This window comes from Pseudohalocynthiibacter aestuariivivens (assembly GCF_018457175.1).
In the GTDB taxonomy this organism is placed as follows: domain Bacteria; phylum Pseudomonadota; class Alphaproteobacteria; order Rhodobacterales; family Rhodobacteraceae; genus Pseudohalocynthiibacter; species Pseudohalocynthiibacter aestuariivivens.
Genome location: NZ_JAGFNU010000027.1, coordinates 1 through 14505 on the forward strand (window position 1 = coordinate 1; position 14505 = coordinate 14505).

At 54.6% G+C, this 14505-nt stretch carries 10 protein-coding genes and 1 pseudogene; 5 read left to right on the forward strand and 6 right to left on the reverse strand.

The annotated features are described in order from the left end of the window. The first annotated feature begins 166 nt into the window (after positions 1–166). Complete coding sequence (locus J4E70_RS18830) at positions 167–484, forward strand: hypothetical protein (RefSeq protein WP_213891426.1); 318 nt, start codon at positions 167–169, stop codon at positions 482–484. Between the two features lie 327 nt (positions 485–811). On the opposite strand, the gene J4E70_RS18835 is transcribed toward J4E70_RS18830, so the two are convergent. The 6 genes from J4E70_RS18835 to J4E70_RS18860 all read right to left on the reverse strand — a co-directional run bounded on the left by J4E70_RS18835 (position 812) and on the right by J4E70_RS18860 (position 9207). Beyond that, the gene (locus tag J4E70_RS18835) at positions 812–1609 is read right to left on the reverse strand and encodes a HalD/BesD family halogenase (RefSeq protein WP_213891428.1); all 798 of its coding nucleotides are present in this window, start codon (positions 1607–1609) and stop codon (positions 812–814) included. A 17-nt stretch (positions 1610–1626) separates the two neighbouring features. Further along, entirely contained in the window at positions 1627–3660 is a 2034-nt protein-coding gene (locus J4E70_RS18840; RefSeq protein WP_213891430.1) for a dipeptide ABC transporter ATP-binding protein, read from the reverse strand. Positions 3661–3663: 3 nt separating this feature from the next. After that, positions 3664–4575 carry an ABC transporter permease gene (locus J4E70_RS18845; protein ID WP_247079697.1) on the reverse strand — a complete coding sequence of 304 codons (912 nt, stop codon included), beginning with the start codon at positions 4573–4575 and terminating at the stop codon, positions 3664–3666. Beyond that, on the reverse strand, positions 4556–5500 hold the full coding sequence (locus J4E70_RS18850; protein WP_213891432.1) for an ABC transporter permease: 945 nt from the start codon (positions 5498–5500) through the stop codon (positions 4556–4558). Before J4E70_RS18850 ends, J4E70_RS18845 begins: the two co-directional genes overlap by 20 nt. Before the next feature lie 60 nt (positions 5501–5560). Further along, on the reverse strand, positions 5561–7114 hold the full coding sequence (locus J4E70_RS18855; RefSeq protein WP_213891439.1) for an ABC transporter substrate-binding protein: 1554 nt from the start codon (positions 7112–7114) through the stop codon (positions 5561–5563). A 74-nt stretch (positions 7115–7188) separates the two neighbouring features. Next, positions 7189–9207, reverse strand: a complete 2019-nt coding sequence (locus J4E70_RS18860) for a CocE/NonD family hydrolase (RefSeq protein ID WP_246531873.1) — start codon at positions 9205–9207, stop codon at positions 7189–7191. Positions 9208–9353: 146 nt separating this feature from the next. On the opposite strand from J4E70_RS18860, the gene J4E70_RS18865 reads away from it, so the two are divergent. The 4 genes and pseudogenes from J4E70_RS18865 to J4E70_RS19475 all read left to right on the forward strand — a co-directional run. Next, on the forward strand, positions 9354–10991 hold the full coding sequence (locus tag J4E70_RS18865) for an amidohydrolase (protein ID WP_213891434.1): 1638 nt from the start codon (positions 9354–9356) through the stop codon (positions 10989–10991). Beyond that, a complete protein-coding gene (locus J4E70_RS18870) occupies positions 10988–12499 on the forward strand; it encodes a M81 family metallopeptidase (protein WP_213891435.1) in 1512 nt (503 codons plus the stop codon). Before J4E70_RS18865 ends, J4E70_RS18870 begins: the two co-directional genes overlap by 4 nt. A gap of 519 nt (positions 12500–13018) precedes the next feature. Then, on the forward strand, positions 13019–13699 hold the full coding sequence (yczE, locus tag J4E70_RS18875; protein WP_247079699.1) for a membrane protein YczE: 681 nt from the start codon (positions 13019–13021) through the stop codon (positions 13697–13699). Between the two features lie 148 nt (positions 13700–13847). Further along, a pseudogene (locus J4E70_RS19475) lies at positions 13848–14257 on the forward strand (IS30 family transposase); the annotation flags it as partial. Between the last annotated feature and the right edge of the window lie 248 nt (positions 14258–14505).

The window sequence follows — 14505 nt, forward strand, 5'->3', positions numbered from 1 at the left end:
ATTCGATTTTACGAAACCCGAGCTTAAGATACAAAGCCTGCGCCGCCGTGTCGTAGATGCCTGTGTCCAATAGAACGCTTTCTGCGCCTAGGTTTCGAGCATCCTTGAGAATGCTTTCCATCAGCTTTCTGAAACTGCCAACCTCCGTGCGGCACCGCAAGAAGGTATGAGCCGCGTTGTCGTCTATCGGCCTGGCGTAATGGGTGCTGCAGTAAAGCCAATCGTAAGTATCGATGGTAACGCAGCAGGCCGCTGTGTCGCGAAAGGTGTGTTCTTCGTCGATGTCCCAAAAGGTCGCCATATAGTCAGCGCGACAACCGAAGTACAGCGTCAAACTGTCGTTGATACAACAAACGAAAACACCGCTTATGTCCGCTGTGGTATCGGTCTGGGTTTTTTCGTTGGCCAACCAAGACTGGAAGTCGTTCCCGCCCAGCAAGGTGCTGCTGAGTCGGCAGACCTTTCCTTCACTGGATCGTATTGACCAACCTAAGGCTAATTTTCCTCCGAAAGAGTGGATTCCGCCGAAGCGAGGTCCTGATTGTTGGTTAGTTGTGTTTCGGCCTACTAGCTTAACTTGCTATCAACACTACAAATCCCCGCATCGCGTGTATTGATCTGCTTTCACACACCAAATTACGTACCAGCTTCTTCCGGGTGCAGAAAGAATAAGTGTCATCTAACAGCTTGATCTGTTTACATTGTTTTTTCAGTTAATCTGTTTTCCGGTTTACGGAGTAAACAACGTTCGCCGTCTCGAATACCAAAGCGCGGACTGTAGGATCAAACTCTCCGAACGCCGAATTGTTTCTTATGCTTTGCGTCCATAAACAGTCATGTTGACTTCTGGGTCGCCCTTGATGCCCGACATTGTCTCATAGACGAATACAGCCATCAAACGGTCGCGCGGACCCTTAACTGGGGACACGCGGTGCAGCGAGTTGCAGCCACGGAAAATCGTTAACTCCCCCGGCGCACGGCCTACTGATTTCACCTGGTCGCTCTGCCCTGTCAAAACCTCTCTCATATATGGGATGTCTTCGTCACCTGGCTTAACCCGCGTATTCGGTGCCATCTCGAAATCTCCCCCCGCTTCTGCTGCCTGCAGCATCAGTGTCATGGTAAAAGCATTTGTGGAATCGTAATGCCAGGCCGATTGGTCCCTCTCGGCATAGCAGATCACGTTTACTGGCTGTAGCGGATCCTCGTTGGGGTACAGCGTTTCCTCGCCCACGATTCCTGCGACCATTTTCTGGAACGGTTCCCAGAAGTACAGGGTCTTCAGATGGGAAATTGCAGGCAACAGATCAGCCGCGATCATTCGGTAACTTGCGTGATGCATGATGTTGCGCGGGTGGTCGGGCGGCAGCGACGGATCGCCTTGCCGCTGAAGATAACAGTTTCGCTTAGAATTGGCGGGGTTTGCCTGAGCTTTAAGCGACGCTATTTCGGCTGCAGCTTCTTTGATAGCCGCATCAGTCAGAAAACCGGGCAGTGAACAATATTGGTCGCGGTCAAGCTGTTCACGGCTTTTTGCAACGATCTTGGCCATCGCCGCTGCGTCTTCGATCGGGTAGAGATCGAAATTGATCGGGGGTACGACATTCATCTCGGTATCCTCTTTTCTCAGATGGCCAGTGGATGGTGGCAAGTCAGGATGCGCCCGTCAGACAGCATCTGCTCATCGGGTCTTTCGGTTCGGCAAAGATCAGTCGCGTATTTGCAACGTGTGTGGAACTCGCAACCTTGCGGGCGGTTCGTGACGCTGGGGACTTCGCCTTCGATCGACAGAAGCGTACGACGCTTATCAGGATCGGGTTTCGGTACACCACGCACCAATGCTTCTGTGTAGGGATGAGCGGGTTTGTCGAAGATCGCTTCGCAATTGCCGCGTTCGACCAGTCGACCCAAATACATGATTGCTAGTTTGTCGCTGATATGGCGGATAACGGGCAGGTTATGGCTAATGATCAGATAGCCAAGACCATGTTCGGCCTGCAACTCGCTCATCAGGTTCAGAATCTCACCTTGGACTGAAACATCAAGCCCCGCAGTAGGTTCGTCGGCGATGACAAGGCTGGGGTTGAGCGCCAAAGCGCGTGCTACGCCGACACGCCTTGCTTGTCCGCCCGAAAGCTCGTGCGGATAGCGTGACAGGAAATTCTTGGGCAACCGAACCATATCGCAAAGCCGCTCGGCCTCAACGTCCAGGTTTTTGCCATTGCGCCCATGAATTTCCAGAGGTTCAGTGATCAGTGACTTGACCGTGCGCCGTGGACTGAGCGACCCCACCGGATCCTGAAACATCATCGCCATGTCGCGTCTGAGCGCCTTGAATGCGCCAGGCGGTAGTTTCAACAGGTCCTGTCCTTCGAACAATACTTGCCCCGTTTTCGCGGGCACCAGTCCGAGAATGGCGCGACCCAGTGTCGTCTTGCCTGAACCACTTTCTCCCACAAGTCCCAGCGTTTCCCCCTTTCGAAGCGAAAGCGAAGCATCCAGCACCGCATCGACATAAGGAGTGCTCACACCGGTAAGCCGAGCATGAACAGCGCCCATGACCTGAAACCGAACGCTGAGGTTTGACAAGTCAAGAAGCGCGGCACCGTCGACCTGACGCGGGCTCGTTGTGTCGTCGGCGCGGCGGGTTTCTGCGCTCTTGGATTTGCCGGAAGGTACAGTCACTGTTCCATCCAGAAGGTGACAGCGGGAGTTATGCCCAGCCTCCGGCAAAGTTGTGGGTTTGGGTTCAACGTCATGGCATTTCTCAGCCGCATACCGGCAGCGTGGCGCAAAGACGCAACCCTGAGGTGGCATATGCAGATCGGGAATATCCCCGGGGATAACCGGTAGGAACCGCGCACGTTCTTCTTCCCTTGCCGGGTCGCATTCTAACAGTGCTTGTGTGTAAGGATGCGCCGGACGGTAAAAGATATCGCGCACGTCGCCGCTCTCGATCACTTCGCCTGCATACATCACCACCACTTCGTCACACAGTTCGGCAATTAAGCCCAAATTGTGCGACACGACCATGAGCGTCGCCTCAAACTCGCGCTGCAATTCACGCATTAGGTGGATGATCTGCGCCTCCATCGTTACATCCAAAGCAGTGGTCGGCTCGTCCGCGATCAGCAGCATCGGATCCATAAGAAGCGCCATTGCGATTCCGGCCCTTTGGCGCATGCCGCCGCTAAACTGGTGTGGGTACTGAATGATGCGGCTTTCGGGGTCAGGAATGCCGACCCGCCGCATCATCTCGATGGCTTTCTTTTTCTTTTCCGCCATGCTCATCCCGCGGCGACGGTAAAGGATATCGGTCATCTGTTGGGCATAGTTGAGCACCGGCACTTGCGAGGTCATCGGATCCTGAAAGACGATCGAGATCTTCTCGCCACGCACATCCATCATCTGTGACTCACTCCAGCTTAGCACCTCTTCGCCGTCGAACAACACCTCTCCACTCTCGACCACAGCATTGCGCGCCAGAAGCTGAGTGACGGCCCAGATCACCGTGCTCTTGCCCGAACCGCTTTCGCCCACCACACCAACACTTTTTCCACGCGGTACCGAGAAAGACACATCACGCAACGCATGTACGCGGCCTCGTGGAGTGCGGAAGTCGACATTAAGGTTTCGGATATCGAGAAGCGGATCCTTCATTGCCTATCGTCCCCGCCGTAGCTTTGGATCGAAGACATCCCGCAATGCCTCACCCAAAAATGTGAAGCCCAGCGTTGTCAGGACAAGTGGAATGCCGCCCGCAATCACCATCCATGGCGTGTCCCTTATGATCAAATAACCTTCGTTCAAGATCGTTCCCCAGCTGGCAGTGGGTGGCTGGACACCCAGCCCAAGAAAACTCAGCCCTGCTTCGATCGTCACGACAACCGGCACATCCATCGCAGCAAGAATCAAGAGCGGTCCAATAACATTCGGCATGATATGCACAAACAAAATACGTGCAGTACTGGCACCCAGCGATCTCTCGGCCAGAATGAATTCGGTATTCTTCAAGGCCAATGTCGAAGTACGGGCAAGCCGCGCATATCCGGGGATCGTGGTCACAATCACAATGGTTAACACCAGTTCCAGACTGGGCCCCAGTAACGCGACCGCAGCCAATGCCAGAACCACAGTTGGAAAAGAGCGGATCGTGTCAAACACAAGCAAAAGCAGATTGTCTAGCCATCGCGGGCCGAATCCGGCCACCATTCCCAGGATCAGCCCGGTCGTCAGTGCAACAGTAACACCGATCGCGGCAATTTTCAGAGCTACGCGTCCGCCGTAGAGGACCCGACTAAAGGTATCACGCCCCAACTGGTCGGTTCCCACCCAATGATCGGCTGAAGGCCCTGACATGCGCGCTGGTATATCCATCGCCAGTGGGTCATGCGTGGCAAATAACGGCGCAAAGATTGCGCTGGCAAAGAACAATAACACTAGGATAAGCCCGAACACACCCATCGCGTTGCGCAGGAAAAGCATAAGCTTTTCGCGCCCCATACTATAGCCCCGTTCGGGCACAGGGGTTTCGGCGGGCACCGGGCCCGGAATATCAGAGTGAGTCTCGGACACGGGGATCCAGCCATGAAACAATAATATCAGCGATGAGCGTCACCACCACGTAAAGCACGATTGTCACCAGAACGGCGCCCTGCACCACAGGGAAATTTCGCGCCAACACCATATCGTATATGATCCGCCCGATACCCGGACGGGAAAAGATGATTTCAGCAAAGACGGTACCCGAAAGAAGCCCGCCGAACCCCACACCAATAAGCGTGATGGTTGGCAGAACTGCCACCGGCAGCGCGTAGCGGAACACAACCATACGTGAGGTCAGACCGAAGGCCCGGGCCGAACGTATATAGTTTTCGCCCATAACTTCGAGCATTGAGGCCCGCACCATGCGAGCCAGGTAACCGACCCAGCCAAGTCCCACAGCAAAGGCCGGCAGGATCAGGTGGCGTAACTGGTCGATGATATCGCCCTCATCCCCGGCACCGAGTACAGGCAACCAGCGCAAGCTGATGGCAAAGATAAGGATCGCCCATATCGAGACCAGAAAGGACGGAACAGCAATAGTACCCACAGACAGGACACCGGTTACCCGATCGATCCAGCTGTTGGGCCAGATTGCCGAAAGGCATCCCAGCGGAATGCCCAGCGCGATCGCCCAGCCCAACGCGGCAACTGCCAGTGTGATAGTATAGGGCAATTGCTCTGAAAGCGTCAGGCCGACGCTGCGGTTGGAAAAAACATCAGTGCCCAGATCACCCTGAAGAACGTTGCCAACAAAGATCAGGAACTGAAAGGCAAGGGGCTGGTCGAGATGCATCTTTTCGGCATAGGCCGCTTGAATCTCAGGTGTAGCCCGTGGTCCGAGCGCAATGCTCACTGGGTCTCCCGGAATCGAATGCAGCATCACGAAAAGCGCAGCAATCGCCATCAGGACGATGACGACCGATAGGCCCAGACGCTTCAAAAGATACCACCACATACCAGATTCCTTACCATGCCGCGGACCTGTAGTAGGCCCGCAGCACGGCTGTGTGTTACGTCACTTTGGCGCGAAGTACGCCATTTGCATCTCGCCCGATGGCGCGAATTTCGCGTCGATATCATCACGGTGGATGAAGACCTCCGGCTCATGGGTTAGCCAGACATAACCGCCTGTTTCCTCCATGATTTCCTGCATTCGGACATAAACTTCATGCCGTTTGGCCTGATCGGTTTCACCGATGCCCTGCTTGTAAAGTTCTTCGAACTCGTCCGAGCTCCAGCGCTCCCAGTTCCAGACACCGACCTGATCGCGTATGAACCACTGCGTGGCCTCGTACGGGTCTGGGCCAGCGCCAAAGCGCATGATCCAAAGTTCCATATCTTTGTATGTATCGCCTTTGCTTTCCTGGCCCATCTCCCAGAACGGTCCTGAATCGAGCGGGATGATCTCGACCGTGACACCGATCTGTGCAAGGTTAACCTGGATGATCTGAGCCGCCAGCAAACGTTCTGGGCTGTTCAGCGTCCGAAGCGTCAGGTTGAGCCCTGAAACGCCCGCCTCGTCCATCAGCGCCTTGCCTTCGGCCGGATCGTAGCTGTAACCGGCCGCGTCACGTTTACCGACCAATCCAGGACAAATGATACCATAAGAGGGTTCAGCAGTGCCTGAATAGGCACCCTGGACGATTGAATCGATGTCGACTGCGCGCTGGATAGCCTTCCGCACACGAATATCGGACAGCTTGGGATTTTCGATATTGATCCCCATCCACATGTACTGAAGCGCTCCCGCTACGGTCAGCGCTGCCCCAGGAGGGGTCTCTTTGAGATAACGAGCGTAAGAGGTTGACGTGATCTTGGCGCAATCCAGTTCGCCAGCCTCGAAGGCCAGCGCACCGGCCTCGCTGTCGGTCACAAAAATACAATCGATATTGGCAAAGGCCGGCAGCGGGCCGGTCCAGTCTGGGTTTGGTCGCAATCTCACATATTGCGCCTGCTTGTGTTCCATCACATAAGGCCCACAGGTCGCGGGTGGTTCGATGGTGTATTTGCCGCCCGCTTCTTCAGTCGCCTTCTTGCACAGGATAATGCCCGTTCCGGACGCCAGCGTTAGATTCATAAAGGGCGCGAAGGGCTGGTTCAGTATGATCGTGCCGCTGTATTTATCTTTGACCTCAGTTCGCTCGTAAGCGACATAGTCGCCTTTCCATTCACTTTCGGTCATTCGGTCATAGGAATAGGCCACATCTTCGGCCGTTACCTCACCAAAGCCGTTCGACCACATAAGGCCCTGCTTGAGCGTAAAATCAATGTGCGTAGAATCTACAACCTCGACGCTTTCAACATAGGGTGAGGGGACCCAGGACGCCTGACCATCCACCATGCCAAAATGCACCAAAGCGGGCATGATACACCAGTTCACGTCATTGGGCGGGTGCCCCCCTACATAAAAACCGGGATCGAGGCTTTCCATCTCGCGGTCGAAGCGCACGGTTAGCGTGTCACCTTCGGCCGACCAGGAGATGCCCGGAAACGTCCCTGTCAACCCCGCCGCACCAGCGATGGCTGCGGTCTGCAGGAACCCCCTGCGTGTTTGCGTAATTTTCGTCATGTTATTTCTCCCTAACAATGTTTTTTAGTTTGTCCGAAGTCCGTCCAGGGCGTTTCACAAAGCAGTTCTATTGCTTACACAAGGTCGCGTGGCGTATCCTTTTCCCATACCTCTCTATGCACAAGTTCGTCCCCCATATGTGCCTCAAGCTCTCCCCGGATAACAAAATGCGTGGCGGTAGAGCGCATAAGTGTTCGGGTTCTGGTCGAGACTTCCCATGCACCGCGGCTGAAATTTTCGGTCCAGGTGATGTCTAGTTCCGTGCTCAGTGGGTCATCAGGATGGACCGAAATCTTTTGTTCGTGGGCCGACGCGACGGTCCATCCATTGTGGTCGTCATAGGTGACGGTGCCCTCATCGGCCCAGAGGCGATGAGTCACCAGACCGGTCGTCATATCAGTGATGAATGCATTCTCATATTCCGGCGCGCGCAGGGTGGTCGCGTTGAGCGGTGGTGAACCTTCGGCTTCTTCGAATGGGCGAAGATTAGCATCGGCCTCACTTGCCTGTCGTACCGGCAGGGTCAGTGAGCTTTCCCTGGTGGTAATGGTCAGCGTCACCTTTTCCGGAGAGGGCCAAGCCGTCGGCCAATAGGCGGTCGAAAGCGCTATGCGGATGCGGTTTCCCGGCTCAAACCGGTGTCCGGCTTCGTTAAGTTGAAGTTTCACCGTATAAGTCTTGCCCGGTTCCAGCGCCTCTGGTTGTTCGTGGCTGTCGCGATGCGTCAGGTTCAGCATTCCATAACTCACCCGTGTCGCGGCTCCATCGGGCAACACGTCCGACAGGACTGCTGCCACCATCGCTACCGGCTTGTCGCTGGCGACCTGCAACGTCACCACCGGCGCACCGAGAAATTCCACCGTTTCTTCGAGAACTGCCGTGTCGAATACCAGTGATCCGCCGGCCTCTGGTCGCTGATCGCCCGGCAAGTCAGGGTCAAGCCCATATGCACACCAGCTGCCCGACATCATGCCAACGGTCATGGGTGAATTGATTGTCATTGGGACTGTCGCACCCTTTTCAGCACTCAGCCCGCCAGGGCTAAGATGCATCACGCGCGGCGTGATCCGAGGGCTGGGCCAGCTCTCTTCGGCTACCCATTTTCCCGGACGTGTTTCGTAATAAGTGCTCGGTGGCACCGGATCTTCGATCCAGGCACGCAGTTGCGGCTCATCCATAATACCCGTGTCGATATCCTTCAGCCAGTGGTCCCACCAGCGCAGGCATTCCTGAAGGAAACCGATCGCCGGTCCGGGTTTGGCGAAATGCGGGTATTTGTGCGCCCAAGGGCCAACCAGCCCCTTGCAGGGCGATTCCAGCCCCGCCAACAAGCGAAACACCGCGTTGGTGTAGCCATCGGCCCAACCGCCCACCGCATAAACCGCCGCCTTTATATCGGCAAAATTTTCGCAGACCGATCCGTGTTTCCAGAAATCGTCGCGTCGCTGGTGCTGTATCCATTCTTCCAGCCAGAACCCGCTACCTTTCAGCCGGTCGAGCCACAACTCTTCCCACTTGTTTCCCACCATCGACGGATCAGGCGGTGTGGTATTGATTGAGAACATGAAGCTGTTCCAGCTGGGGTTCTCCGTAAGCATGCAGCCACCCATGTAGTGGATATCGTCGGCATAGCGGTCATCAGTGGAACAGATCGACACTATGGCTTTCAACGGTTCGGGGTTGCGCGCGGCCACTTGCAAACCGTTGAAGCCACCCCAGGATATCCCTATCATGCCCAGCTTACCCGTAGACCAGGGTTGGCATGCAATCCAGTCGATCACCTCAAGCGCGTCATCTTGCTCTTGCTTAAGGTACTCGCCCAGCATCACTCCTTCGCTGTCGCCGGATCCGCGCATATCGACCCGTACGCAGGCATACCCGTGTCCGGCAAAGTATGGATGCGTCAGTGCATCGCGCCCCGACGTGCCATCTCCTCGGCGGTAGGGCAGGTATTCCAGGATCGCAGGGACTGGATCGTCAACGGCATTCTTAGGTAACCAGATTTTGGCAGCCAGCCGCACGCCATCGGACATTTCGATGAACACTGGATCTAAAATTTCGGTTTCCCGAGGGAAATTACTGACAATCTTCAACACACTCTCCCCGGTGACCCATGCCCGGTTCCGTGTCCAATTTCTCGCCTCGTAAACTGCCCGATCCGTAGCGTCTTCGCGCTTGATTCACCAACCGGTTCGTTTCATTCTTAACTGATCTTTCCCTTAGGGCAATCCTTTCTTCCATGACCCAAACTATTTACTTTAACGCGACCGTACTGACCGTCGACGATACGGACAATGTCGCAACAACGGTTCTGACCGACGACGGAACAATCGTTTCGGTGGGTGCGTTTGACGAAATCGAGCGTCGCGCAAGCGAAGGTGCTCAACGTCGCGATCTGAGCAGGCGCACCTTAATTCCCGCATTCATCGACCCGCACGGACATTTCCCCGACTCGGGTTATCTCGGCCGTCTGCGCGCTGATCTTTCTGCCCCCCCGATCGGTAACTGCAAGACCTTGGGCGATGTCTTTTCTCGGCTTTCCGATCTTGCTTCTAAAACGCCTGAGGGAGAGTGGGTCATAGGTTCACTCTTTGAGCCCTCGGCGCTTGCCGAAAATCGTTTTCCCACACGTCTGGAACTGGATCGTGTTTCGACCAAACACCCAATTTGGGTCATTCATTTCACAGGCCATGCAGGTGTCGGAAACTCGCGGGCATTAGCTGCCCGTGGAGTCACCCGCGACACGCCTGATTTCGCAGGTGGCTGGATTGGGCGCGACTCGGTAACCGGTGACCTGAACGGCATGTTAAAGGGCATGGCCGCAATGGGCGAATTGGGCGATTCAGAATTTCAGGTTACCTTCGAGCGATTTCGAGAGGCTTATGTAGCAGCCGCCCGCGAGTATTTTGAGCATGGCGTTGCGCTGGCCCAAAATGCCTGGGCAACCGAGGAACTGCTGGCCTATTTCCTGCGGATTGATGCAGAGAACAGTGCGGACATTGAATGCATGGTTTTGCCTGCTGGCCATTTGGAGCCAGCTCTTAGCGATGGCCGACTCGACCTGCCGCCCCAGAACCCCGCAGGGCGGATAATGCTGGGGCCGCGCAAGCTTTTTGGCGATGGCTCTTTCCATATCCAGACAGCCTGCATAACCGAACCCTATTTCAAACCCTTCAACGGTGATCCGGGGTTCCGCTGCCCACCCTCGATCACACGTGAAGACATGGCGAAAAAGATCGGCCATCTCCACTGTGCAGGCTTTCAGGTTCACATACATTCCAATGGCGATGCGACCTCGGACATTCTGCTCGACGCCTTAGAGGATGTGCTTGAGGCCGATCCCAGAAACGATCACAGGCATACGCTGATCCACGCCCAGATCCTACGCGAGGACCAACTTGACCGCATGGCACGCCTTGGCGTGACCGCCAGCTTCTTCCCAGCGCATCTCTACTACTGGGGTAATTTTCACCGCGACATAACTTTCGGTCCTGACCGGGTTCGCAACATGTGTCCAACCCGCTGGGCCGCTGATCGTGGTATCCGCTTCACCATTCACAACGATGCGCAGGTCACACCCACACGGCCCCTGCATCTGATGTGGTGTGCGGTCAACCGCACTTCAGCCACCGGAAGCGTTTTAGGACCCGAACAAGCCCTGACCCCACGCGAGGCGCTGCGCGCCCACACCATCGATGCAGCCTGGCAGGTCTTTCTTGAGCGCGAACGCGGTAGTATCGAACCTGGAAAGCGCGCAGATTTCGCCATCCTGTCCCGCAACCCGTTAAACGATCCGGCGGGCCTGCGCGATATCAAGGTCGAGGAAACCATAGTTAACGGCAAAACCGTATACCAACGGGAAAGAACACTCACATGAAACGCATTGTGATTGCCGGGTTTCAGCATGAAACAAACACATTTGGCGCAACGCTCGCAACGATGAGCGATTTCGAGATGGCCGATTCATGGCCCGGCCTATTGCGCGGCGCCGAGGTGATTTCAGGCACCAAAGGAAGCAACCTACCGTTGGCCGGATTCGTCCATGAAGCGCGCAAGGATGGATCGGTAGAGTTGATCCCGTTAGTCTGGTGCTCAGCCGAGCCTTCCGCTCATGTTGCCGACGAAGCTTTTGAGAGCATCACCGGCATGATCCTCGAAGGCGTCCGGAATGCCGGAAAGATCGACGGTATCTATCTCGACCTGCACGGCGCTATGGTTTCGGAAAGCCACGAGGATGGCGAGGGTGAGTTGCTGAGACGTCTGCGCAACTTGGTGGGCCCAAACATACCTATATCAGTAAGCCTCGACCTGCACGCGAACCTGACACGAGAAATGGTCTATCTCGCCTCTTGTATCACCATTTTCAGGACATACCCGCATCTTGATATGGCAGAAACTGGCGCTCGTGCCTTTCAAACGCTGCAGCATCTGATGTCGGGCGGCCGCTTGTTCAAGGCCTATCGTCAGGCGCCTTTTCTCATCCCCTTGCAGGCGCAATACACGGGCGCTGCGCCTTTTCAGTCTTTGTATGACAAGGTCGCCTCCGTCGGTCCTGCGCCGCAATGCTGGGCCGAGTTGGCCGCGGGCTTCCCGGCAGCAGACATTCATGATGCCGGCCCGTCTATTCTGGCCTATGCCGACAACCAGAAAGATGCTGACGCGATTGTCGGTAGTCTTTTTACCGATCTTCTGAGTGCAGAGTCCGAATTTGATTGTTCTCTGCTCTCGTCACAGGAAGCAGTAGAAAAAGCCAAAACCATAGCGGCAAAATCAGACAAACCGGTCATCATTGCCGATGTGCAGGACAATCCCGGTGCCGGTGGCACCTCGGACACAACCGGACTGTTGCGTGCGTTAGTTGAAGGCGGAGCGGAAGGCGTTATTCTTGGCATGCTTTGTGACCCAGAAGTAGCTTCGCAGGCTCACGCGAGCGGTGGTGGTAGCATTATCGAGGGCGCACTGGGTGGAAAATCCGGTTCGGCCCCGAACCCGTTTTCTGGTCGCCTGCAGGTCGAAAGGCTGAGCGATGGCCGCTTTTCCTTCACAGGAGAGATGTATGCAGGCAGCGTAGCCGAAACAGGCCCGACGGCACTGCTACGCGTGCTGGATGATTCTTCGGATGTACGTGTTGTGGTTTCCAGTCATCGATGCCAGTGCCTTGATCAGGCAATTTTCACCCATATAGGGATCAATCCCGCCGCGCAGCAGATCGTAACCGTCAAAAGCACCGTCCACTTCCGTGCAGATTTTGAACCAATCTCCGCCGCTGTCCTGAATGCGCACTCTCCCGGGCTCTTCCCCTGTCGCCTTGGCCAGGTGCCATATCGAAATTTACGCGCTGGTGTTCGCGTTGAACCGTTGGGCATGTTGAGCGACCGCCGATAACAGGCAGCTTAATACTATCAAGCACGACATTATTTTCCATTGCCACCATTTCCTTTTTTCTTCACTTCGTAAAATCACGATCCGGGCGGACTTCAACTTTTCGTGGAGCTAGGCGTAGTTCTCAAAATTGGAATATGAGGTTGTTGTCAAAAATTGGTAACGACTCGTTCGCACTTGTTGCGAAGGTCCGTTTCCCAACCACCCTTCGGGCGCGGAATATCGCGATACGCTGAAACCAATCATTTGAGCTCACCCGCGCCAGAGGCCACCATCCCGATGGACCAAAGGCCAATCATGCACTAACTTTCAATCTGGACCGCTCAAGTGGGGTCGCTCAACAGCAGTTTGCTCAAGGATTTGAGAATTGTAACGATTTCAACATCAGTGCACTGAACTAACTCAAACCCGATTCTGTTCTGAGCAACTTTAGCTGAACGTATGCGCTGCGCTTGACATTCCACGACTGAAATTCTTGAGTGCGTGTCACAAGCTTTAGAAAATCATTTTGGAAGAGATTAAGTGGGACTAAAGCTAAGTTTTCTATCCATAAAAAAGATGCCCAACCTATTTTGGAGCTCACCTAAGGCGCTGACAATCGCTCCTCCTCTAATTTCAGTGGTTTTCCTTGTAATAGGCCTCATTCTTTTCGGTCTCGGAGAAGCTTTGATAATTGCAGCAGGTGTTGGGGTAAGCCCATGGATTGTATTTGCCCAAGGAATAACGATTGTTACGGGTTGGAGTATCGGGTTCGCCACTTTCATAATCAGCTTATTCGTTTTGTTTTGTTGGATTCCACTCAGACAAACTCCCGGCATAGGAACTATTTTAAATGCCATTATTATTGCATTGGTACTGGATTTCTCATTGCCGTACCTACCTACCTACGACAGCCTTGCCCTAAAAGTCAGTGAAGCCATGACAGGTATTCTGGTGACAGGGTTTGGTGGCGGTCTGTATTTAATTGCCAATTTGGGCGCGGGCCCAAGGGACGGATTGATGACAGGGCTGCAAACGCTAACAAACCTGCCAATTGCCTGGGTACGCAGTGGTCTTGAGCTTTCAGTGGTATCCGTGGGTTGGGCATTGGGTGGCAGCGTTGGCATTGGAACTGTTCTTTTTGCTCTGGGAATAGGTCCAGCTGTTGCGGCGAGCATGTACGGTTTGGAAAGTGTTTTTAGTAGGCCTGAAAGCGGCGTGTGATGGAGGTCAATTTCAAACCTGCCTTGAGACTAATGCCGGGCATTTTCTAGCTTAGGTCGAACAGAACCTTGTTCGCAGAGCTTTGGTCAATAACTTCCAACTGCCTTCACCGTTTTCGCTTTGCGGCAATCAAATTGCGATTTTGGTGCGATGCGCCACCCAAAAGGGACTTAAGCTGCTCAAGATCAAAGATGCGATCCCAATCAGTAAACGTCCGCCAGAGATTGAGGATCGAGCTGTCCCCCGTCATTGGGAGGGTGATTTGAATGTGGGGACCAACACAGCTACACTGCCATGCTGGTTGAACGCCATTCGCGCTTTGTGGTGCTGTCGAATGTGAAAAACAAAGACACTTAAAGCGTCATTACGGCCCTCATCAAACAGGCGTGGAAGCTTCCAAAAGGGCTCTATCGGTCGCTGACATAGGATCGTGGATCAGAGATGGCGGAGCATCGGAAATTTACCGTTACCACCAATATTGACGTCTACTTTTGTGACCCACAGTCCCCACTACCTCACCTCTCGGATTTGCGTGGATCTCGTCTGCGGCCAAAGGGGAAGTATCGGCAGGTAGTGGAAGTTGTAGGATTGGGGAAGACGTGACCTTGGGTCGTTCCCAGTAAACCTTTCTGGTCCGGGGTCAGAGATCAAGAACTCGGAAAGAATCTGCATTGTGTCAGTGTCTTAGCCCCCTAAAACTGAGCCACTATTTGAGTGTCACAGGAGGAAGAAGGGATGGCTCGGAAACGGTATTCGGATGAGGATGCGCTGAAGATATTGCGCGAGATTGACGTACATCTGCATGA